Here is a 21,570-nt window from a genome sequence, read left to right on the forward strand (position 1 = left end):
AATTAAAAAATTAACCGCGGTAGTAGCGGGTGGGCACAAAAGGCATGGCCACCACTTCCATCGGCACCGGTTTGCCGCGCACGATGGCGTTGATCCGGGTGCCCAGTGTCGCCAATTCAGGTGTCACATAACCCATGGCCACCGGCTGGTTGATCGTGGGCCCAAGCAGGCCGCTGGTGACTTCGCCGATGCGCTGGCCGGACAGGTCTTGCAGCTCGGTATGATCGCGCACGGGAATCCGCTCCAGCGCCACCAGTCCAACACGTTTTCGGGCTATAGCCCCCGTATCACCTGCGAGTTTCGCTAGTATTTTCGTAGCACCAGGATAACCGCCGGCACGCGCGCCGTCGGCCCGCCGCACTTTCTGCAGGGCCCAGTTCAGGCCGGCTTCAACCGGTGTGGTGGTTGTGTCAATGTCGTTGCCGTACAGACACAGGCCGGACTCCAGGCGCAGCGAATTGCGGGCACCCAAGCCGACTGGTTTGACTTCGGGCTGTGCCAGCAAGGCCTTTGCCAGTATTTCGGCCTGCGATGCCTCCACCGAAATCTCGAATCCATCTTCACCGGTATAGCCGCTGCGGGTGATAAAACACGGCACGGCATGTCCGTCGCAAGCCACATCAAATTGCCCGCCGGTCATGAACACCAGTTTCTCGATGCCGGGACACAGGCGCTGCAGTGCCGTCACGGCTTGCGGACCCTGCAATGCCAGCAAGGCTTTCTCGGGCATGGGGATGACCTGGCAGCGCGCACCGATTTTGGCCTGGATGTGCGCAATATCACCGACCTTGCAGGCGCCGTTGACGATCACAAAAATGTCGCCGCCGTGGGCATAGTCGCGGTTCACGAACATCAGGTCGTCGATGATGCCGCCGTCCTCATTGAGCAGCAGGCCGTAGCGCTGCTTGCCGACGGCCAGGTCGATCACGTCCACCGGCATCAGGCTCTCAAACGCGGCCGCCGCATCGGGCCCGACCAGGCGCAACTGGCCCATGTGCGACACGTCAAACAGGCCGGCGGCCGTGCGCGTGTGCTGGTGCTCGGCCATCAGGCCAGCGGGGTATTGCACCGGCATGGAATAGCCGGCAAACGGCACCATGCGGGCGCCCAGCGACACATGCAGATCGTTGAGCGGTACTTTGAGAAGGTTGTCGGGCGTGATGGACATCAGCGAACTCCAGAGAGAGAAAAGGGTAAAGCGCAGGAGGCAAGTCAAATTCCATGAGCTTGAGCGACGTCAAAATCATGGCTTGCCCCCGCTGTCCGCTTTACCTGAGAGATTCGCCGGGTCTGCGTGGCCTTGCTGGCTGCAGACTGCGGTTTGCTCCTTCGGTGGGTCAAAGCGGTTGTAAATGCCGGCTTGACCTCTCTCCAGTGGGGATACGTTGGGTGGTCTTGCGACCGGCCAACGTTTGTCAGTCCTTTTGCCTGAGCGTTCAAACTGCTGCAATCAGCAGTCCTGCGCCTTCGGCGGCCTCCTCAAGGGGAGGCTCTCTCCTGAACAAATCAATTCTACTATTTCACGCCAAGCCCATCGCGCAGGCCCCGGCGTCCGTCCGGAATTACATGCCGGCGTAATTCGGTCCACCCCCGCCCTCAGGGGTTACCCAGACGATGTTCTGGGTCGGGTCCTTGATGTCGCAGGTCTTGCAGTGCACACAGTTCTGCGCGTTGATCTGCAGGCGGTCGCTGTTGTCCTCGTTCTTGACAAACTCATAAACCCCGGCCGGGCAGTAACGGGCTTCCGGGCCGGCGTACTTGGCCAGATTGATGAGCACCGGTACGGCAGCGTCCTTCAAGGTCAAATGCGCGGGCTGCTGCTCTTCATGGTTGGTGTTGCTGATGAACACGCTGCTCAAACGGTCAAAGGTCAGCTTGCCGTCCGGCTTGGGGTAGGTGATGGGTTGGCACTCGGCGGCCGGCTTCAGGTAGGCGTGGTCGGGCTTGTCGCGTCGCAGCGTCCAGGGCACGTTGCCTTTCAGCAGATACTGTTCCACGCCGGTCATCAAGGTGCCCACGGTCAGGCCTTTCTTGAACCAGGCCTTGAAGTTGCGCGACTTGTTGAGCTCGGTATAGAGCCAGCTTTTCTCGAAGGCGGCCGGGTAGGCGCTCAGTTCGTCATGCTGGCGCCCGCCGGTGACGGCGTCATAGGCGGCTCCGGCCGCCAGCATGCCGGTCTTGATGGCGGCGTGGCTGCCCTTGATACGGCTCACGTTCAGGTAACCGGCGTCACAGCCGACCAGGGCGCCACCGGGGAACACGGTTTTTGGCAGGGACAGCAGGCCGCCGGCGGTGATGGCGCGGGCGCCGTAGCCCAGGCGTTTGGCGGGTTTGAGACCCTGCTCCTGGCCTTCAAAGTAATAACGGATATTGGGATGGGTTTTCCAGCGCTGGAACTCTTCAAACGGGCTAAGATAAGGGTTGGCATAGTCGAGCCCGGTGATGAAGCCCAGGGCGACCTTGTTGTCTTCCATGTGGTACAGGAACGAGCCGCCATAGGTGCTGCTGTCCATCGGCCAGCCGGCGGTGTGCATGACAAAACCGGGCTGATGGCGGGCCGGGTCGATCTCCCACAGCTCCTTGATGCCCAGGCCATAGGTTTGCGGGTCGCAACCCTCGTCGAGTTTGTACTTGGCAATGATTTGCTTGCCCAGATGGCCACGCGCGCCTTCGGCAAAAATGGTGTATTTGCCGTGCAGCTCCATGCCGATCTGGAAGTTTTCGCCCGGTTCGCCGTCCTTGCCGACACCCAGATTGCCGGTGGCGACGCCCTTGACAGAACCGTCTTCGTTGTAGAGCACTTCGGCAGCGGCGAAGCCGGGGAATATTTCCACCCCCAGGTTTTCCGCCTGCTGCGCCATCCAGCGCGTCACCGCGCCCAGGCTGACGATGTAGTTGCCGTGGTTGTGAAAGCATTCGGGCAGAAAAAACTTGGGTGTGCGAAAGCCGGTGTTTTCACCCAGAAATACCATGGCGTCGTCGGTTACCGGCTGGTTCAGCGGCGCACCCATGGCTTTCCAGTCGGGAAACAGCTCGTTCATGGCGATCGGATCCATGATGGCGCCCGAGAGAATGTGGGCGCCGGGCTCGGAGCCTTTCTCCAGCACCACGACCGAGACATCCTTGCCTTTTTCAACGGCCAATTGTTTCAGGCGGATGGCGGTGGCCAAGCCGCCGGGGCCGCCACCGACGACGACCACGTCGTATTCCATCGCTTCACGGGGGCCGAACTGGGCCAAGATTTCCTGGTTGGTCATGGTGTGTCTCGTTTGAGGGGTGTCACTTGATAATGGAGTTGTGGCCGGTATTCAAACCATGACCAGGGGCTGTCAGCCGTGCGGCCGATTTTATTCGGTGAATTGGCACAATCAGACGGTCGTACTTCTTGTTTTGTGGAGACTCTCAAAATGGCTTACAGCATTGATCTTTCCGGCCGGGTGGCTTTTGTTACCGGTGCGTCCAGCGGCTTGGGCGCCCAGTTTGCCAGAACCCTGTCGCGCGCGGGCGCCGCCGTGGTGCTGGCGAGTCGCCGGGTTGACAGGCTAAAGGACCTGCGCGCCCAGATTGAAGGCGAGGGCGGTGACGCCCATGTGATTGAGCTGGATGTAACCGACATCGATTCCATCAAGTCGGCGGTGGCGCACGCCGAAACCGAAGTCGGCTCGATCGACATTCTGGTCAACAACGCGGGCGTGGCCAGCACGCAGCGCATCCAGGAAGTGTCGGAAGACAACTACGACTACATGTTCAACGCCAACGTCAAAGGCGCTTTTTTTGTCGCGCAGGAGGTTGGCAAGCGCATGCTGGCGCGGGCCAAAGGCGCTGCGCCCGGTAGCTATACCGGTGGGCGCATTGTCAACATTGCGTCTGTGGCAGGCTTGCGGGTGTTTTCCCGCAACGCGGTCTACGGCATGAGCAAGGCAGCCGTCGTACATATGACCAAAGCCATGGCGCTGGAGTGGGGCAAGTACGGCATTAACGTCAATGCCATTTGCCCGGGCTATATCGATACTGAAATCAACCACCACCACTGGCAGACCGGGCAGGGCCAGAAGCTGGTGCAGATGTTGCCGCGCAAACGGGTCGGCCAGCCCAAAGACCTGGATGCTGTGTTGATCATGCTGTGTGCCGACGAGAGCCACTTCATCAACGGGGCCGTGATTTCGGCCGACGATGGCTTTGGTGCCTGAGCGGGCATGCTGACGGGAATCCTGGCCGGACTGGCCGCCGGCGCCCTGTGGGGACTGGTCTTTGTGGTGCCGCGCATGACACCCGGTCTGTCGTCGGTGGACCTGACCGCCGGCCGTTTTGTCAGCTACGGCGGCATGGCTGTGCTGGTGATGCTGTTCAGCTGGCGATCACACCGCTTGCCCACTGCCCGCCAAGCGCTGACGGCCCTGGGGCTGAGCCTGCTGGGCGCGACCGGCTACTACCTGCTGCTGGCCTTGGCGATTCAAAACGCCGGCACCGAGGTGCCCACGCTCATCATTGGCACCATTCCCATCTGGGTGACCTTGCTGGGCAAGCCCATGGGCCTGAAATGGTCAGCGCTGTTGCCCGGGCTGGTGCTGACCAGTGCTGGTCTGCTGCTCATGATGAACGCCATGGAATCGAAGCTGTTGGCGGTTGAAACCGGGGGTGCTCACTTCTGGTGGGGTGTGGCACTCGCGACGGCTGCCATGGTGTGCTGGACGGCATTCGCCATCCTCAATGCGGCCTGGCTCAAGCGCCACCCCGAGGTGAGCGCCACCGAATGGTCGAACTGGATCGGCATTGCGACGGGCCTGGGCGCCGTAGCCCTCTGGCTGGTCGCGGGTTCGGAGTCAAAACAGCTTCTAGCCCTCGATAACATTGCGCTTCTAGCTATCATTTGTATAGTAACTGGCGTTGGCTCGGCGTGGGCCGCCAGCATTTTATGGAACATCGCCAGCCAACGCCTGAGCGGCAGCCTGTGTGGCCAGCTGATTGTGAGTGAGACCTTGTTTGCCTTGCTGTACTCCTTCGTGTGGGACCAGGCCTGGCCCGGTGCGCTCCAGCTGCTCGCCGCCGGGCTGTTCACGCTGGGCATTCTGGCGTCCATCCGGGCGCATCGCTGATGCGGTGGACGACGCGAAACATGTACCGCGGCGATGTGCGGCGCTGGCTGGGCGCTTCCGGCTCGCTGAGTGCGCGGCTGGCCGGCGCGGGGCAGAAATTCAGTGTTCAGGTGCTGGCCCAAGGGCGGCAAAGACTGCATCCGGAAGAGGCCCGGGCCCTGGGCTTGCCCGGAGGTCAGTCCGGCTATGTGCGCGAGGTGTTGCTGCGGGTGGACGGTATTGCCGTGGTGTTCGCCCGCAGCGTGACGGCGCATGCCCACTCGTTGGGGCCGTGGCGCTCGATCCGGGGCCTGGGCACGCGGCCACTGGCCGATGTGCTGTTCAAGCGCATGGGGCTGGCACGCACACCTTTGGAGTTTTGCAAATTGAAGCCTGCCAGCCGTGTGCGACGCCATGCAGCACGGGCGTGGCAACAAGCGACCGGCGAGGTCGTGGCGGCAAGGTCTTTGCCGGCGCGTCGATCGGTGTTCACGCGGCGCGGTGCGCCTTTGCTGGTGATGGAAGTGTTTGCGGACGGGCGCCTGCCCTGGTGCTGGCCCGCAGGCCACCAAGCTGACTGGACCCTCCCTGTTTTCAAGGAAAAAGAATGAAGATCGAGATTCCCGAGAAGAAAAAACTGGTCTACCAGATGGCTATCCCCATTCGCTGGGGCGACATGGACGCCATGAACCACGTCAACAACACCGTTTATTTCCGCTATCTGGAGAGCTGCCGCATTGACTGGATGCACTCCATCGGTTGTCTGCCCGACCCCCAGGGTGAGGGTCCGGTGATCGTCAATGCGTTTTGCAACTTCTACAAACAGCTCGAATATCCCGGCGACGTGCTGGTGAAGATGTATGTCAGCGACCCCGGCCGCACCACCTTCGAGAGCTGGGGCACGATGGAGCGGGCCGACCAGCCGGGCGTGGTCTACGCCGCCGGCGGCGCCACCACCATCTGGGTCGATTTTCCGAAGCAGAAGGCGACGACGCTACCCGACTGGATGCGGGAACTGGTGAGCTGACGGTACCGGCGTTGCGCCCTTATTCGAGCTTGATCCCCTTCTTGGCGATCAGGTCGCCATAGATGGCGGTGTCGCTCTTGATGCGTTGCGCCAGGGCGGCGGGAGAGCTGTCGTCAACCTTCCAGCCCTGCAAGAACAGCTTTTGCCGGATCTCGCGCGAGCCGAGGATCTTGCCCAGCTCGCTGCTCAGGCGCGCCTGGTGGGCGGCCGGCATTTTGGCCGGCGCCATGAAGGCGTTCCACACTTCGATGTTGACGCCGCTGGCGCCGATCTCCTGCATCGAGGGCAGGTCGGGCGCCAGCGGACTGCGCTTGGCCGAGGTCACTGCCACGGCCGTCAGTTTGCCGGCCTGCACCAGCGGCGCGACGGTCACGGCCGGCAGCAAGGTCATATGGACCTGGCCGCCCATCATGGCGTTGAGGATGGGCGGCCCCCCGTTGAAGGGCACATGCAGCGGCTTGATGCCCAGCTGCTCCTTGACCAGTTCCATGCCCAGATGGCCACCCGAGCCGGCACCGACCGAGCCGTAGGCGAGCGTGTCACCGCTGGCACGCGTCTGTTTGATGTAGTCGCTGACCGAGCCCGTGACCGCCGACTTGGGTGCCACCCAGACCAGCGGCGCGGTGCCGATGAGGGCGATCGGCGCCAAATCCTTCAGCGGGTCGTAGGGCAGTTTGGCGTAAAGGAATTTGGAGCTGGTCAGCGGGCCATTGCCGATGACGCCGATGGTGTGGCCATCGTCGGCCTTGGCCGTGATGTCGGCGCCAATGTTGCCGCTGGCGCCGGGTTTGTTGTCCACCACGACCGGCTGGCCCAGTGCCCGGGCCAGGGGCTCGGCCAGCAGGCGCGCCTGGACGTCGGGCGACGAGCCGGCCGGGTAGCCGACCACGATGCGCAGCGCCTTGCTCGGCCACGGTGCCGGCGCCTGGGCGCTGGCCGCCAGTGGCAGCAGGGCGAGGCTGAGGGTGCTCAGCGTGGCGCGGGCGAGGAAGGAACGTTTGGTGGGGGTCATGCGATGTCTCCGGTTTGGTATGTTTTAAATAGATCCAGGCGTGCAGGTTGGCGCGAGCTTAAGGGGTGGCTCAGTTCGTCCTGGCGGACCTGACTCAGCAGTTCGAAAAACACCGGGCTTGAGACCGCCGTGGCCACCGGTGCCAGCGCCTGCACCAGCGCCTGCGTGTGACGGCGCAGGGCGTCGCGGTCCAGGCCCTGCAGCATCAGGACAAAGTCGCGCGTCGGGCGTTCGGACGTGCTGGTGGGCAGGGCGGCCGTGGTGTGGTTGGCAATCGGAAAATCTTCCAAGACTTCGGCCGTTCCCCAGTGGCCGCAGAGGATGGCCGCCTGATGTACCAGGCGCGCGATCCGGGCGTCGGCCTGGGTCGCAAAACGGGTCGCGTCGCCGCGCAAGTGCACGGTGGCCAACTGGCTGGCCGTGGACTGGCCGCAGGCGCCGGACAGGGTGCAGGGCAGGCGCACGAACTCGCGCAGCTCCGGGCGCATGCGCGCCGACCAGGGCGTGGGATGGGCCACCACTTCACGGTACTGCGCCGTGTTCAGGGCCTGCAGAGAACTCAGCCAGTAGCAGGTGAAGTAGCGCGGCGGTTGCCCGGCCGGGTCCGCGTGCGTGCGGTAGCGCCGCGCTTCGATGAAGCCCGGCAGGCCCACGCGCTCAGGCACATGCTCGACGCTGTGCCAAGTCTCGTACTCCGGCTGCAGCGGCGCACTGCTGATGCTGTTCCACAAGACCAGAAAGGCCTGGGCGGTGGGGCGTGTCATGGGGTAGTTTCAGGTTCGGCTTGCACCATGACCTTGGTCGCCACCTTGCTGCGCGCCAGCGCGAAGCCTTCGTAGGCTCGGGCCAGCGGCACCCGGTGCGTGATCATGTGGCGCAGGGTTTCCTGATGGCTGCGCATGAATTCCACCACCTCCGGCCAGGCGCGCTCCGGGGCGCGGTAGGAGCCGCGGATCTGCTGGTGCTGGCGCACCAACGCGGTCAGGTCAATGGCCACCGGTGCGGCATGGATGCCGGTGATCACCAGAATGCCGTGTGTCTTGAGGGCGCGCAGCGCCGGCTCGATGACGGCGGCCGCGCCCGTGGCCTCGATCACCACATCGAACTTGCCGCTCTGCAGATAGGGTGCCAGGCCGGCTTCCATGCCGGTGGCGGCGAAGTCAATCAGCTCCTTGAAACCCATCTTGCGCAACACCTCGAAGCGCGCCGCGTCGCCATGGCCCGCCACCACCACCTGGCGCGCACCGGCGGCGCGGGCGAAGATGGCAATGCCCTGGCCGATGTTGCCGGGGCCCAGCACCAGCACGCGGTCACCCTGCTGCACGTTGCCGGTGCGCACCGCCTCGTGGCTCACGGTCAGGGGTTCGGTCAGGGCCGCCACCTCGGCGTCCACACCGGCGGGAATGGGCACGCAGTTGCGCGCCGGCACCAGCACCCAGGGTGCAAAGCCGCCGTCGCGCGTCACGCCAATGCCGCGCCGCGTGACGCAGGCATCGGCTTGTCCGGCCCGGCAGGCCTCGCACTGGCCGCAGACCACCGAGGGCCGCACGGCGACCAGCTGCTGCACGGTCAGCCCGGCCACGCCCTCGCCCAGCGCGGCGATCTCGCCGCTGAACTCGTGGCCGACGGTGACCGGCAGCGCGGCCGTGACAAAGTGGTAGCTGGCGGTCCATTCGTCGATGTGCAGGTCGGTGCCGCAGACGCCGGTGGATTTGACCTTTAGCAGCACCTCGCCCGGGCCGGGGGCACAGGGAGTGGCGACGTCCTGGAGGTCGAGGCCGCGGCCGGGGTGGAGCTTGCGAAGAGATTGCATGGTGGGCGCATCGGGGTGAGTGGAGCCTGCAGTGTCGGCGCCCGAGACGCATACGTCAAAGACTGTATTGGTATCTAAAATATATTTATAAAATATGGCAGATGGCTTGAACAAGGACTGTCCATGGAACTGCGGCATTTGCGATATTTCGTTGGCGTGGCCGAGTTCGGCAGCGTCAGCCGGGCGGCCGAAAAATTGTTCATCGCGCAACCGGCGCTGTCGGCCCAGATCCGCCAGCTCGAAGAAGAGGTGGGCGCCAGCCTGTTCGTGCGCCTGCCGCGTGGCGTGCGGCTGACGCAGGCCGGTGAGTCCTTCCTGGAAGACGCCCGCGCGATCCTGGCGCGCGCCCAGCAGGCCACGGTGCGTGCGCGTGAGCGCCAATCCGGCCAGCGTGCCACCTTGCGCCTGGGGCTGGTGCCGTCCACCACGCACTCGGTGTTGCCGGGTTTGCTCCAGCGCCTGCGGGACTCCGGCCTGAGCGCCCGTATTGAAGCGCGCGAGATGATCACCTCGCGCCAGCTGCAGGCTTTGCGCAATGACGAGATTGATCTGGGCTTCGCGCGCCCGGGCGAGGGCAGCACACCGGCGGAAACCGTCGCCGCCATTGACGACCCCTACTGCCTGGCCCTGCCGGCGGGCAACCCGCTGGCTGCGGCCAAGGGGCCGCTGGCGCTGAAGCTGGCCGCGCACGAACACTTTGTGAGTTTTTCGCGCTACCAGGAGGCCGACTACTTTGACCGCACCGCCGCGCTGTGCCAGGAAGCTGGTTTCACGCCCGACATTCGCCATGAAGCCGGCCAGTTTGTGAACGTGCTGGCCCTGGTCGCCTGTGGTCTCGGGGTGGCCATCGTGCCGGCCTCGTTTGCCACCCTGCCATTTGGCCCGGTGGTGTTCCGGCGACTCGGCGCGTCGCGCTTCAAGAGCCAGCTGGTCATCCTGCGCGCCCAGCGGCAGGTGCCGGACGACTGGTCCTTGCAGGTCAGCAGCCTGGCGGTGGCCGAACTCACGGGTCTGGCGGATCGGCTGGCGGCGGGACTCGATGGCAGCGAAGCCGGTGTTTTTGGCCAGTTTAATGGTGTTTTAGGCCTCTAGCCCTTATGGAATGAGCGTAAGTAGCTATTAAGGTAATAGCGAAAATGTTGTCCGTTTCAGGTATCTCCCTCCGATTCACTTCGGCTTCGGCACCCGCCCCATCAGATAGAACTCGGGATTCGGCAGCATGTTGCTGAACGAGGCCATGCGGTTGGACAGGCCAAAGAAGGCCGTGATGGCGGCGATATCCCAGGCGTCTTCGTCATTGAAGCCGTGGACCTGCAGGGCGGCAAAGTCGGCGTCTTCGATCTCGTCGGATTTCAGGCAGACCTTCATCGCAAAATCCAGCATGGCACGCTGGCGCGGCGTGATGTCGGCCTTGCGGTAGTTCACCGCTACCTGGTCGGCCACCAGGGGTTTTTTCTCGTAGATGCGCAGGATCGCGCCGTGCGCCACCACGCAATACAGGCACTTGTTGGCGGCGCTGGTGGTGGTGACGATCATCTCGCGGTCACCTTTGGTGAGGCCCGAGTCTTCCTTGAGCATCAGGGCGTCGTGGTAGGCAAAAAAGGCGCGCCACTCGGCCGGTCGGCGCGCCAGCGCCAGAAACACGTTGGGCACGAAGCCGGCCTTCTCTTGCACCTCCAGCACTTTGGCGCGGATGTCTTCGGGCAGGTCCTTCAGTTCCGGGGCAGGGTAGCGGGTCATGGTGTCTCCTGGTTGAATGGGATGTTGGCGTTATTCTGTGCCAATTTCGTCATTCATATTCTCAGGAGAAACAAGACATGGATTCCCAATTCGACAAGGGCCTGGCCACCCGCAAGCAGGTGATGGGCGAGGATTTTGTGGCCAAGGCCCTGGGCCATGCCACCGAGTTCACGCGGCCGATGCAGCAGTACATCACCCGCAATGCCTGGGGCGACGTGTGGCAGCGTGAGGGGCTGGATCTGAAAACCCGCAGCCTGATCACCGTGGCCATGCTCACCGCCTTGGGCAAACAGCACGAGCTCAAGGGCCATGTGCGCGGGGCACTGAACAACGGCGCCACCGTGGCCGAGATTCAGGAGGTGCTGCTGCACGCCAGCATTTACTGCGGCGTGCCGGCGGCGGTGGAGGCGTTTCGTGCGGCGGCGGAAATCGTGGATGGGCAGGGCTAAGCCCGAAATTGGCCTCCAGCCCGCGTGAAATATTCGCAGGTAGCTATCTAAAAGATAGTGCTACCCGACCAGCGTATCTCGCACCACCTTCAGGAACTCCTGGTAGCGAATCGGCTTGGCGACGTACCCGTCGCAGCCGGCAGCCTCGATCTTTTCGCGGTCGCCGTTCATGGCAAAGGCGGTGACGGCTACGACCTTGATATCGCGCGTCGCTGCATCGCCCTTGAGCAGGCGTGTGGCCGTCAGGCCATCCATGCCGGGCAGCTGCACATCCATCAGAATCAGGTCCGGCAGCCGTTCGCGCGCGAGGCGGATGCCCTCTTCGGCGTCAAGCGCCTGGAGAACTTCGTGGCCTTCCTTTCCCAGTAGAAATACTGCCAGTTTCATGTTGGGCGCGTTGTCCTCGATCACCAGGATGCGCGCCATGTCACTGACCCTTGCCGGTCATGGCCCGCCTGACCTCGCCGATGAAACGACCATGGTTGAAGTCCGACTTCTCGATCACCTTGAGCACGGCGCCGTTGAGCCGGGTGCGGTCCTCGGCGGTGATCTGCTTTGCCGTGACGACGATGATGGGTATGCTTGCCGTTGCGGCGTCCCGCTTCAAGGCCTCCACGACGTCGAAGCCGTTGACCTCCGGCATCATCAAGTCGAGCACGATCAGGTCCACCGGTTGGCGCCGCGCCACGTCGATGCCCTCTTGTCCGCCAAAGGCGGGGAGCACCCGGTAGCCGCCCGGATCGAGATAGGTGCTGATCAGCTGCACGGCCTTCGGGTCATCGTCCACCACCAGCACGGTGCGGTGCTCCCCGTCGGCGCTGGCGGGGAAACCGACCGCCGCCAGGGCGCGCGCCAGTTCCTCGCGGCCGACCGGCTTTTGCAGCACCTGGGCGGCACCCAGGGATGAGCCGCGATTGCGGTCGGCAACAATGGAAATGATCACCACCGGCACCGCGGCGAACTGGGGGTGTTGCTTGAAACGCTCCAGGAATTCCCAGCCATCCATGCCGGGCAGCATGATGTCCAAGGTGATCAGGTCAGGGCACTCCTGCGTTGCCAGCTCCAGCGCAGACTCGGCCGTGATGGCGCGAACGATGCGAAATCCGGCACCCACCAGTTGCAGGCGCAAAAGCTCCGCCGCCTTGTCGTCGTCCTCAATGACCAAGGCCAGGGGTTGTCCGGCGCCGACCGTGCCATAGGAAGCAGACGGGGCCGTGCCTTCGCGCATGCTCGTGGGCGCCAGCACCACATCGGAGGCCTCCGCCTTATCCTCTGCCGAGCGCCACGGCAGCCACACCGTGAACGTCGAGCCTTGGCCTGGCGTACTGTGCAGGGCCACCGTGCCGCCGTGCAATTCGGTCAGGCGCTTGACCATGACCAGACCGAGCCCGGTGCCTTCGTGGCGGCGTGCCAGAGTGCTGTCGATTTGCGTGAAGGGCCGGAACAGCTGCGCCTGATCCTCGGCGGAGATGCCGATGCCGGTGTCGCGTACGGCCAGTTCGAGGTAGTTTGCAAAGCTGCCGCCCGGCACCGCCTCGCGCGCGACGCGCCTGGCCGTGACATGCACTTCGCCGCCCTCCGGTGTGAACTTGACGGCGTTCGAGAGCAGGTTGTAGAGAATCTGTTTGACCTTGCGCGCGTCGAGCCAGACCTCGCCCAGATCGCTGGCGACCTCCACGGTCAGGCGCTGGCGGTTCGCCATGGCCTTCTCGCGCACCACTTGCAGGCCGGCCTGCACCAGCGTCGCCGCAGGTAGCGGTTCGAGCTCCAGGGTCATCCTGCCGGCTTCCACTTTCGAGAGATCCAGGATGTCATTGATCAGCGACAGCAGGTGGCCACCGCTGGTGAAAATATCGTTGACGTATTCCTTCTGCTGTGGCGACAGCTCACCCATCAGACCGTCCCTGAGAACTTCGGAGAAACCGATGATGGCGTTCAGCGGGGTTCTCAGCTCATGCGACATGTTGGAGAGGAACTCGGACTTCATCCGGCTCGCCTCCTCAAGTTGCAGGTTCTTGGCGGCAATGACATCGCTGCTGGCCCGCAACTGCTCCGCCAACTGCTTAAGATCGCTGTATTGGCGCAGGTTGTGCAGGGCGACACCGAGCTGCGCCGCCAGCCGGTCGAGAAACACCCGGTCACCGTCGTCGAGTGCGCTGCTTGCGGCCAGCACCAGCACCGCGAGACGCCGGTCCTGATAACTGACGGGAATCATCAGCACCTGCGTCGGCGTGAAATCGGCCAGCCCGGTTTGCAGTGTCAGGCTGGCGGCATCGAGCACGATTGTTTTCCCTGACTGCGCCGCCTGGCCGAGCAGGCCCTCGCCGAGCGCGAATTCGCGCGGTGCGGCGCCGTCCAGACCATGAGCCGCCTCGCGGCGAAAACGCCCGCTCCATTCGTCGAAACCGTACAGCGCAGAAACCGGGAACGCCTGCTGCTGCGCCAGCAGCGCCAACAGGCCATCGAGAATCCGGCGGCGGTCGAAGCTGGCGGCGAACAGGGCCAGTGCCTGCCCTTGCGTTTCGTCGAAGCGAGCCGCTGCGCGCAACTGCCGCTCAGTGCGCTTGAACGCGGTCACGTCCACATGGGCGACGACGCCGCCGACGATGCGACCCGCGACATCGCGGATCGGCATGGAGCTGTTCGTGATGGTCTTGCGGCTGCCGTCAAAGCAGCGGATGTCGACCAGCTCGTCGCGGATGGTTTCACCGGCCTTCAGCGTGCGCGCCATGGCCCACTCGTCGACGGCCAGAGGCTTGCCGGTATCAGGCCACCACCCCTGTTGTTCGCCATGATGTTCGAGGCCGGTGCTGCGTTCGCCAGCCCAGATGGCCCGACCGGCGGGGTTGACCTGGGTCAGATGCCCGGCGGCATTGGCGACGAACACTCCCACCGGCAGCAGTTCGAGAATCTGTTTGAGCAACTGTTCGCTCTCAAGCACGGCAGACTCGGCCGCCTGCCGTACCCGCACCTCGCGCCGCGTCCGCCGCCACAGCAGGAAGAATCCCACCATGGCGATCACCACCAACAGCGCGCCGACCGCCAGCGCCTGATTGGCATTGCGTTCGACCTGATCGCTGCGTTGCTTAAGCAGGGTGCGCTCCTCTTCATCCATGGCATCGATCTGTTTGACAAGCGCTTCCATGCTGGCATGTGAGACACCGGTCTGCATGCGTTCGCGCGCCTTCTCGAAGCCCTCGGCGCGATACTCCGCAAGGGACTTGTCCAGTAGTTGAAAGCGCGCGTCTGCCAGTTGTGACAGCGCGGCGCTGCGCAACTGCTGGCGCGGGTTATCGACAGTGAGCTGCCCGATCCGGGTCAGCGCCGAGCGGATCCGGCCCGCCTCCCGTTCGCGCTCGGCAAGAAAAAACTCTTTGCCGGTGATGATGTAGGCCCGCTGCCCGCTCTCCTGTTCGCGCATGCCTGAGGCCACCGCCTCGAGATCGCCCCGTACCTGGTAGGTGTGTACCACCCAGTCCGAGGTGTTTTTGTACTCCTGGAGCGAACGGTACATCTGCCCGCCCGCCAGAAGTAGCAGTACCAGCGCGATGGCAAAGCCGCCGATGAGCCGGGATTCGATGGTGAGTTTTTTCATGAAACGCTCCCTTGGACAACGACCGCCTGTTTCACCAGCGGCGCTGGCGCGAACGCGATCAGCGTGCCGGCGGCGATCTCCAGCACGACGTAGTCGAGCCGTCCGTGGTCAGGAAGTCGGTGCTTCATGCGCTGCCTGCGCGGCGCGATGAACGCGTCCGCGACCAGTGCGGCAAGTGCCGCCGGCAGGTCGGCCACGGCGACGCCCGCCAGCGCCGACAGCCCGAGCGCGGCCAGAAAGCGCTGCGCTGCAGGGTTGACAAGCACCATGGCGCCATCTCGCAACAACAGGGTACCGACCGGCAGATCGTGGATTGCCTCGGCGTTCATGTCCGAATGCGCCGAGTGCGCCAGCGCGGCGAGTACGTGAACGGCGTGGCCGCGCTCGGCGTGGGTGCGGATGCTGCTGTATTCGTCGATCAGCCGGTCGCGCTTGCGGTTAAGCGCGTACTGTTCGAAGGCGAGTTTCACCGTCGCCAGCAGTTCGCCGTTGAGCCAGGGCTTGGTCAGCAGTTTGAAAGGATGGGCTTCGTTGACCGCCTTGAGTACGCTGCTCATGTCCGGGTAGCCGGTGAGGATCACACGCACGACGCTCGGATGGCGTTCGCGCGCCTCAATGAAAAAGTCGGCGAGTCCGCTGTCACGCGGCTCGCCGACAATGACGCCGACTTCGTGCCGCTTTAGCAGCCCGCCCGCCTCTCGGGCGGTGGACGCGGTGAGTAGCGGCCGGCGCGTCGGGCGCAGCACGCGGACGATGGCATTCCGAAGCGATTCGTCGTCATCAACGAGCAGGACATGGGCGCGAGGCGTATCACTCATCTACGTGCTGGTCGTAGATGGCGGCGAAATGATCTGCCTGCCCGACGAAACACGCCAGCACCGCCGGGTCGAAATGTTCGGGCCGGGTACGGCCGTCACCTTGGGTGATGATCTCGATCACTCGCGCGTGGTCGATGGGCGGCTTGTAGGGCCGCTGACTACGCAGCGCATCGTAGACGTCGCAAATCTGCATGATCCGTGCCGCGAGCGGAATGGCCTCGCCCTGGATGCCGTTCGGGTAGCCGCTGCCGTCCCAGCGCTCGTGGTGATTGAGCGCGATCTCGGCGCCCATGCGGGTGTAGGGCGAGGTGCCACTGGCCAGGATGCTGGCACCCAGTGCGCTGTGGGTCTTCATGATGCTCCATTCCTCGGGTGTGAAGCCGCCCGGCTTGAGCAGCACATGGTCGGGAATGCCGATCTTGCCGATGTCGTGCATCGGGCTGGCGAGGAATATCTCGTCCTGGAAATCGATCGGGAGCTTCATGGCTTCGGCCAGCACCCGGCAATAATGGCTGATGCGCCGGACATGCTGGCCAGTTTCCTCGTCCTTGTGCTCGGCGGCGCGCACCAAGGTGAACAGGGTGTCGCGATAGGCCTCTTCGAGTTGCGCAGTGCGTTCTCTGACCTGTTCATCGAGAGAGTGATTGTGATCGGCGAGAAAGTCGCTGTATTCCTTGATCCGCAGCAGGTTGCGCACGCGCACGCGCAAGTCTGATCGATCAATTGGCTTGGAAAGGAATTCTTCGGCGCCTGCTTCCAGCGCGCGCAGCTTGGATTTTCGGTCGTTCAGCGCGGTGATCATGATGACCGGTACCTGCTGCGTGTGCGGATCGGCTTTCAGCTGCGCCACGGTCTCGAAACCGTCCATGTCCGGCATCATGATGTCGAGCAGGATCAGGTCGGGTTTTTCTACAGCCGCCAGGGCCAATGCATCGCGGCCACTGCCGGCGGATAGTGTTGTATAGCCTTCGGCATGCAGCAGCGCCTCCAGCAACTTGACGTTACGTTCCTCATCGTCGACGATGAGAATTCTGGCTCGTATATTCGAGTTCATCTGGTATTTCCCCTGGGTCATTTTTGGACTTGAGTTAGATGATGACACACTGGCGGGCCGTCGAGAATTTGACGCATCAAGCGTGCCAACTGGATTCAAACGGCGCGGTGGCTGATTGAGCCGGGCGACTCAAGGCGGGGTCTGTGCGCTGCTAAGCTCGACCCATGCCGGAAAAAAGTCTCTCAAAACTGTTCGCACAACGTCAATTCATCCGTTTCTGGCTGGCCCGCCTGGTCGGTATCACGGCCAACCAGATGCTCATGGTGGCGGTGGCCTGGCATATGTACGACATCACTTCCCGTGCCTGGGATCTTGGCCTGGTCGGCCTGTTCCAGTTCGTGCCCGCGCTGCTGATGACCCTGCCCGCCGGCCATGTGGCCGACCGGCTGCACCGGGGGCGCATCTTCGCCGCCTGCATGTTGGCGCAGGCGGCTGTGGCCCTGCTGCTGGTGAGCGCGACCCACGGTGGCTTTGCCTCGCGCGAGCTGATTTTGGCGGTATCGGTTGTGCTGGGCATGGCACGCGCCTTCCAGATGCCGGCCCAGCAGGCGCTGACGCCCTTGCTGGTGCCGCCGGAACTGCTGCTGCGTGCCATTGCCCTGAGCTCCAGCGGCGTGCAGGCCGCCATTGTGTGCGGACCGGCGCTGGGCGGCGTGCTCTACGCGGCGGGCGCCACAACCGTCTACGTCAGCTGCGCGGGGTTGCTATTGCTGTCCTGCGCGCTCACGCTGACGGTGCACTATCGCCACCAGCCCTCGACGCTGGCCGCGACCTGGGGCACCGTGCTGGCGGGCGTGGCCTTTGTCTGGCGCGCCAAGATATTGCTAGGCGCAACCTCGCTGGATCTGTTCGCGGTGCTGCTGGGCGGCGCCACCGCGCTGCTGCCGATTTATGCGCGCGACATCCTGCACACCGGCCCCGAGGGCCTGGGTCTGCTGCGCGCGGCGCCGGCGTTCGGGGCGCTGGCGATGTCGCTGGTGTTGATCCGCTGGCCGCTGCAGCGCCGGGTCGGCGGCCGCTTATTGGCGGCCGTTGGCGTGTTTGGCCTGGCCACGGTGGTGTTTGGTCTTTCCACCCATTTCGGACTGTCGCTGCTGGCACTGGCGGTCACCGGTGCCGCCGACAACATCAGCGTGGTCACACGCCAGACCCTGGTGCAACTGGAGACGCCCAACGAGATGCGCGGCCGGGTCTCGGCGGTCAATTCCATCTTTATCGGCGCGTCCAATCAGCTCGGCGAATTCGAATCCGGCGCCACGGCGGCGCTGTTGGGTCCGGTCGGCTCCGTGGTGCTCGGCGGTGTCGGTACCGTGCTGGTGGCAGCAATGTGGTTGCGCCTGTTCCCGGCGCTGGCGCGGCGTGACCGCATGGTTTGATTCGGTTGCGGCGAGTGGGCGGTTCAGAACACGCTGCTAAACTAGACGGGTCACTGGGGAGTAGCCGCCTCTCGCTTTCGAGAGGGCTTGCGTCAACATACTTGATCGGTCGATCATGGTGCAAGCGGTTTTTGACTTGGCAAGACCTTTGACTGCGCAACTTCGGATTGGCCGGGGAGATGCGCAGTCATTGTTCTTGTCTGGCCTCGGAACCCCTTCATGGAAGCACTCTTCATTTCAACCGGCGTGGTCGCTCTCGCGGAAATCGGCGATAAAACCCAGTTGCTCGCCTTCATCCTGGCGGCGCGCTTCAAAAAACCTCTCCCGATCATTGTCGGCATCCTGTGCGCTACGCTGGTCAATCACGGCCTGGCGGGCGCCTTGGGCGCCTGGATTACCTCGGTTGTGAGCCCCGAGTCCATGCGCTGGGCGCTGGGGCTGTCATTCATCGGCATGGCGATCTGGACCATGATCCCGGACAAGATCGAGGAAGAGGAAACTCAGGTGGCGAAACACCTGGGTGTCTTCGGCGCAACGTTCATCACATTTTTTCTCGCCGAGATGGGCGACAAGACCCAGATTGCAACTGTTGCGCTGGCTGCGCACTATGGCGCTCCATTGCTGGTCATTGCCGGCACGACATTGGGCATGTTGGTGGCAGATGTGCCGGCTGTTTTTCTCGGCAACAAGTTCGCCGAAAAAATTCCCATGAAGCTCGTGCACTCGATCGCAGCCGGTATTTTCGCGGTGATGGGGGTGCTGACGCTGCTCAAGGTTGAAAAGCTGTTTCAGTAGGCACAAACGACCCTACCGTTGACTGGCTCAACCCGCCATCAGCTTGTGCACCAGATCGCCGGTGTTGGAGGCCTTGTATTTGCGCATCAGACGGGCGCGGTAAATCTCAACCGTGCGGTGGCTGATCGTGAGCGCCTTGCCGATTTCCTTGGAGGTCAGCCCGTCCATCAGGTGAGCAGCGACCTCGCGTTCGCGTGCGGTCAGCTCGGCCTTGACCGGGCGGCGCGAGCTCAGGTCTTCAAAGGTCCAGATGCCGGCCTCGTGGGGCGTGTTGGGGTTGAGGGCCCGCCCGGTCACGTGGCACCAGAAGGTTTCACCGCTGGCGCGTTTCATGATGCGGTCATCGGCGTAAGTGCCGTTGCGGTTCAGAATCGGCGCAATGCGCGAGCCGGTGCGCTCGAACTCGATGGCGCTGGGGTATAGCACCTGAAACGACTGGCCCACCAGCAGTTCACGCGAGGCGCCAAACATTTCACACAAGTGGCGATTGCAGTCCAGCATTTGCCGGTTGCTGGAAAGGGCCAGTCCGACCGGTGCCAGCTCGAATGCAAGACGGTAATCAATATCGATGTTCATTTATTGTGTAAAAGTAAGGCATTAGGGTTTGTACCTTAAGAAAAACTACGTATTTTTATACGTAGTATCGTACGTGAAATATTTCTTAACAGGAGATGGATCAAGTGAACAAGATTTACCCAAGCGCAGCCAAGGCGCTCGAAGGCATTGTCAAAGACGGCCAACTGATGGCCGTTGGCGGCTTCGGCCTGTGCGGCATTCCCGAGGCCCTGATTGATGCGCTGCGCGACAGCGGCGTCAAAGATCTCACCGTCATCTCCAACAACGCCGGTGTTGACGGCTTTGGCCTGGGCAAGCTGTTGGAAACGCGCCAGATCAAAAAAATGATCTCCAGCTATGTGGGAGAAAACAAGGAGTTCGAGCGGCAATACCTCGCCGGTGAGTTGCAGCTTGAGTTCACACCGCAAGGCACGCTGGCTGAAAAACTGCGAGCCGGCGGTGCTGGCATCCCTGCGTTCTACGTTCGAACCGGCGTGGGCACGCTGGTGGCCGAGGGCAAGGAAACCCGCGAATTTGACGGCCACACCTACATACTGGAGCACGCGTTGGTCCCCGAGGTGTCACTGGTCAAGGCCTGGAAGGCGGACAAGAGCGGCAATCTGCTGTTCCGGCGTACCGCGCGCAATTTCAACCCGGCAGTGGCGATGGCCGGCAAGATCACGGTGGTCGAGGTCGAAGAGATCGTGGAAACCGGCACCTTCGATCCGGATTCAGTACATCTGGCCGGTATTTATGTGCACCGGATTGTGCTCAATGCGACGCCCGAGAAGCGGATTGAGAAAAGAACCATCACTGAGAAAGCAGGAGTCTGATCATGGCCTGGACACACGACCAAATGGCGGCCAAAGCGGCTGAAGAATTGAAAGACGGTTATTACGTCAACCTGGGCATTGGCTTGCCCACCATGGTGGCGAACTTCGTCAATCCGGACATTGAGGTCTGGCTGCAAAGTGAAAACGGCATGCTGGGCATTGGCCCGTTTCCCACCGAAGATCAGGTCGATGCCGACCTGATCAACGCTGGCAAACAGACCGTGACGACCATTCCCGGGTCTTCCATTTTTGGCAGCCACGACAGCTTTGCCATGATTCGTGGCGGCAAGATCAACCTGAGCATTCTGGGCGCCATGCAGGTGAGTGAAAAAGGCGATCTGGCCAACTGGATGATTCCCGGCAAGATGGTCAAGGGCATGGGCGGGGCAATGGACCTGGTGGGTGGCGTCAAGAGCGTGGTGGTGTTGATGGAACACGTTGCCAAGAAGAAAGATGGCACAGTTGACTTGAAGATACTGCCCAGTTGCACGCTGCCATTGACAGGCGTGGGCGTGGTGGACCGCATCATCACCGACTTGGCCGTGCTGGATGTGACGCCGCATGGCCTGAAAGTGGTGGAGATGGCACCCGGTGTGACGCGCGAAGAGTTGCAGGCCAAAACAGGCGTGCAACTGCAGTAAGCGGCCTATGTCATGACCCAGGAGATACGCGAAAACTCCCGCTGGAGCTGATCGCGCACCTCTTGGGCAAAGTTCGCCAGAGGGTCGTTTTGCCGAAGTTCGTTTACTGCAATCTGTTGACCCTTGCACGCAAAGAGAATGCTGTTGCTTTTTTCTTCCGAAGCAACTTCGAGAATATTGCCTCCAAATGCCAGCCGCATGCGTCCCGTGAATACCGCGTGATCTGGGTGGTCGTGATGCAGGTTGGCAACCATGATGCCCTGTGACGAGAGCACTTCGTAGCAGTCATCGTAAAAGCGCTGGGAACAAAGGCTGCTGGCCTGACCCTGGCTGTCAAAGCCGTCTACCAGCAATACATCAAAGCGATCGAACGTGTTCTGGATGTACTCGGCGCCATCAGCGCACACGATGTTGATGCGCTTGTCGTCGTCGGGTACTTCAAATTCCTGACGCAGTGCAATGACACGGGGGTTGATTTCCACCACGGTGAAGCGGGCATCGGGCAGGTGGCGGTAACAAAACTTCAGCAGAGAGCCGCCACCCAATCCAATCATGGCCATGTTGACAGGGTGGCTGTCAAACATCAGGAACCCCATCATCGTGCGCGTGTAATCCACATCCAGATGGGTGGGCCGCGCGCTGCACATGCGGCTTTGCAGCTGGTCAAGAGTGAAGTACAGGGATTTGCTACCGTCAGCGGTAAACACGAAAGGCGCATCGAAGGCCGATTCGTCGGATTCTGTGTGTGCCATGGCTTTGACTGGAGCGGGTGATGGGAATCGAACCC

22 protein-coding genes and 3 riboswitches are annotated in these 21,570 nt (G+C 62.8%); of the genes, 10 read left to right on the plus strand and 12 right to left on the minus strand.

Annotation, left to right across the window (positions count from 1 at the left end):
* Positions 1-10 precede the first annotated feature (10 nt).
* Both gcvT and C5P05_RS09540 read right to left on the minus strand, forming a co-directional pair.
* A complete protein-coding gene (gcvT, locus tag C5P05_RS09535) occupies positions 11-1,168 on the minus strand; it encodes a glycine cleavage system aminomethyltransferase GcvT (RefSeq protein WP_114969605.1) in 1,158 nt (385 codons plus the stop codon).
* A gap of 81 nt (positions 1,169-1,249) precedes the next feature.
* A riboswitch (glycine riboswitch) is annotated at positions 1,250-1,385 on the minus strand.
* 21 nt (positions 1,386-1,406) lie between these two features.
* A riboswitch (glycine riboswitch) is annotated at positions 1,407-1,510 on the minus strand.
* A 52-nt stretch (positions 1,511-1,562) separates the two neighbouring features.
* Positions 1,563-3,257: an electron transfer flavoprotein-ubiquinone oxidoreductase gene (locus C5P05_RS09540; RefSeq protein WP_114969606.1), complete on the minus strand. Its 1,695-nt coding sequence runs from the start codon at positions 3,255-3,257 to the stop codon at positions 1,563-1,565.
* A gap of 150 nt (positions 3,258-3,407) precedes the next feature.
* Here C5P05_RS09540 and C5P05_RS09545 point away from each other — a divergent pair, with 150 nt between their 5' ends.
* Genes C5P05_RS09545 through C5P05_RS09560 form a run of 4 tightly spaced genes read left to right on the plus strand, consistent with a single transcriptional unit; the run spans position 3,408 to position 6,102 of the window.
* Positions 3,408-4,190 (plus strand): SDR family oxidoreductase, encoded by a 783-nt coding sequence (locus tag C5P05_RS09545; protein ID WP_114969607.1) that lies wholly within the window; start codon positions 3,408-3,410, stop codon positions 4,188-4,190.
* A 6-nt stretch (positions 4,191-4,196) separates the two neighbouring features.
* Positions 4,197-5,096 (plus strand): DMT family transporter, encoded by a 900-nt coding sequence (locus tag C5P05_RS09550; RefSeq protein ID WP_114969608.1) that lies wholly within the window; start codon positions 4,197-4,199, stop codon positions 5,094-5,096.
* A gap of 20 nt (positions 5,097-5,116) precedes the next feature.
* Complete coding sequence (locus C5P05_RS09555; protein WP_157979277.1) at positions 5,117-5,686, plus strand: chorismate--pyruvate lyase family protein; 570 nt, start codon at positions 5,117-5,119, stop codon at positions 5,684-5,686.
* Positions 5,683-6,102, plus strand: coding sequence for an acyl-CoA thioesterase (locus C5P05_RS09560; protein WP_114969610.1), 420 nt, complete (start codon positions 5,683-5,685; stop codon positions 6,100-6,102). Before C5P05_RS09555 ends, C5P05_RS09560 begins: the two co-directional genes overlap by 4 nt.
* A 19-nt stretch (positions 6,103-6,121) precedes the next feature.
* Here the strand turns inward: C5P05_RS09560 and C5P05_RS09565 are convergent, their stop codons facing one another.
* From C5P05_RS09565 to C5P05_RS09575, 3 genes are read right to left on the minus strand one after another with little or no spacing between them, the layout of a single operon-like run.
* Positions 6,122-7,114, minus strand: a complete 993-nt coding sequence (locus C5P05_RS09565; protein ID WP_114969611.1) for a Bug family tripartite tricarboxylate transporter substrate binding protein — start codon at positions 7,112-7,114, stop codon at positions 6,122-6,124.
* Positions 7,111-7,878: a DUF4286 family protein gene (locus C5P05_RS09570; RefSeq protein WP_114969612.1), complete on the minus strand. Its 768-nt coding sequence runs from the start codon at positions 7,876-7,878 to the stop codon at positions 7,111-7,113. Before C5P05_RS09570 ends, C5P05_RS09565 begins: the two co-directional genes overlap by 4 nt.
* Entirely contained in the window at positions 7,875-8,927 is a 1,053-nt protein-coding gene (locus C5P05_RS09575) for a zinc-dependent alcohol dehydrogenase (RefSeq protein ID WP_114969613.1), read from the minus strand. The genes C5P05_RS09570 and C5P05_RS09575 overlap by 4 nt, the downstream gene beginning before the upstream one ends.
* Before the next feature lie 123 nt (positions 8,928-9,050).
* On the opposite strand from C5P05_RS09575, the gene C5P05_RS09580 reads away from it, so the two are divergent.
* The gene (locus C5P05_RS09580; RefSeq protein WP_114969614.1) at positions 9,051-10,019 is read left to right on the plus strand and encodes a LysR substrate-binding domain-containing protein; all 969 of its coding nucleotides are present in this window, start codon (positions 9,051-9,053) and stop codon (positions 10,017-10,019) included.
* A gap of 75 nt (positions 10,020-10,094) precedes the next feature.
* Here C5P05_RS09580 and C5P05_RS09585 read toward each other — a convergent pair whose 3' ends face one another.
* On the minus strand, positions 10,095-10,667 hold the full coding sequence (locus C5P05_RS09585; protein WP_114969615.1) for a peroxidase-related enzyme: 573 nt from the start codon (positions 10,665-10,667) through the stop codon (positions 10,095-10,097).
* Positions 10,668-10,744: 77 nt separating this feature from the next.
* On the opposite strand from C5P05_RS09585, the gene C5P05_RS09590 reads away from it, so the two are divergent.
* Entirely contained in the window at positions 10,745-11,116 is a 372-nt protein-coding gene (locus tag C5P05_RS09590) for a carboxymuconolactone decarboxylase family protein (protein WP_114969616.1), read from the plus strand.
* Positions 11,117-11,176: 60 nt separating this feature from the next.
* On the opposite strand, the gene C5P05_RS09595 is transcribed toward C5P05_RS09590, so the two are convergent.
* Genes C5P05_RS09595 through C5P05_RS09610 form a run of 4 tightly spaced genes read right to left on the minus strand, consistent with a single transcriptional unit; the run spans position 11,177 to position 16,583 of the window.
* The gene (locus tag C5P05_RS09595; RefSeq protein WP_114969617.1) at positions 11,177-11,542 is read right to left on the minus strand and encodes a response regulator; all 366 of its coding nucleotides are present in this window, start codon (positions 11,540-11,542) and stop codon (positions 11,177-11,179) included.
* A gap of 1 nt (position 11,543) precedes the next feature.
* Complete coding sequence (locus C5P05_RS09600; RefSeq protein ID WP_114969618.1) at positions 11,544-14,711, minus strand: response regulator; 3,168 nt, start codon at positions 14,709-14,711, stop codon at positions 11,544-11,546.
* Positions 14,708-15,529 (minus strand): response regulator, encoded by an 822-nt coding sequence (locus C5P05_RS09605; RefSeq protein ID WP_114969619.1) that lies wholly within the window; start codon positions 15,527-15,529, stop codon positions 14,708-14,710. Before C5P05_RS09605 ends, C5P05_RS09600 begins: the two co-directional genes overlap by 4 nt.
* The gene (locus C5P05_RS09610; RefSeq protein ID WP_114969620.1) at positions 15,522-16,583 is read right to left on the minus strand and encodes a response regulator; all 1,062 of its coding nucleotides are present in this window, start codon (positions 16,581-16,583) and stop codon (positions 15,522-15,524) included. Before C5P05_RS09610 ends, C5P05_RS09605 begins: the two co-directional genes overlap by 8 nt.
* A 164-nt stretch (positions 16,584-16,747) precedes the next feature.
* Here C5P05_RS09610 and C5P05_RS09615 point away from each other — a divergent pair, with 164 nt between their 5' ends.
* Complete coding sequence (locus C5P05_RS09615; RefSeq protein WP_114969621.1) at positions 16,748-17,959, plus strand: MFS transporter; 1,212 nt, start codon at positions 16,748-16,750, stop codon at positions 17,957-17,959.
* Positions 17,960-18,002: 43 nt separating this feature from the next.
* A riboswitch (yybP-ykoY riboswitch) is annotated at positions 18,003-18,174 on the plus strand.
* A 4-nt stretch (positions 18,175-18,178) separates the two neighbouring features.
* Positions 18,179-18,754 (plus strand): TMEM165/GDT1 family protein, encoded by a 576-nt coding sequence (locus tag C5P05_RS09620; protein ID WP_114969622.1) that lies wholly within the window; start codon positions 18,179-18,181, stop codon positions 18,752-18,754.
* Positions 18,755-18,781: 27 nt separating this feature from the next.
* On the opposite strand, the gene C5P05_RS09625 is transcribed toward C5P05_RS09620, so the two are convergent.
* Positions 18,782-19,324, minus strand: a complete 543-nt coding sequence (locus tag C5P05_RS09625) for a LuxR C-terminal-related transcriptional regulator (protein ID WP_198674684.1) — start codon at positions 19,322-19,324, stop codon at positions 18,782-18,784.
* 110 nt (positions 19,325-19,434) lie between these two features.
* Here C5P05_RS09625 and C5P05_RS09630 point away from each other — a divergent pair, with 110 nt between their 5' ends.
* Positions 19,435-20,142 (plus strand): CoA transferase subunit A, encoded by a 708-nt coding sequence (locus C5P05_RS09630; protein ID WP_114969629.1) that lies wholly within the window; start codon positions 19,435-19,437, stop codon positions 20,140-20,142.
* 2 nt (positions 20,143-20,144) lie between these two features.
* Positions 20,145-20,783, plus strand: a complete 639-nt coding sequence (locus tag C5P05_RS09635; RefSeq protein ID WP_114969624.1) for a 3-oxoacid CoA-transferase subunit B — start codon at positions 20,145-20,147, stop codon at positions 20,781-20,783.
* 5 nt (positions 20,784-20,788) lie between these two features.
* On the opposite strand, the gene C5P05_RS09640 is transcribed toward C5P05_RS09635, so the two are convergent.
* On the minus strand, positions 20,789-21,570 hold a 782-nt coding region (locus tag C5P05_RS09640), incomplete at its 5' end, for a hypothetical protein (protein ID WP_232834416.1).

The organism is Rhodoferax ferrireducens (genome assembly GCF_003347515.1).
Lineage (GTDB): Bacteria > Pseudomonadota > Gammaproteobacteria > Burkholderiales > Burkholderiaceae_C > Rhodoferax.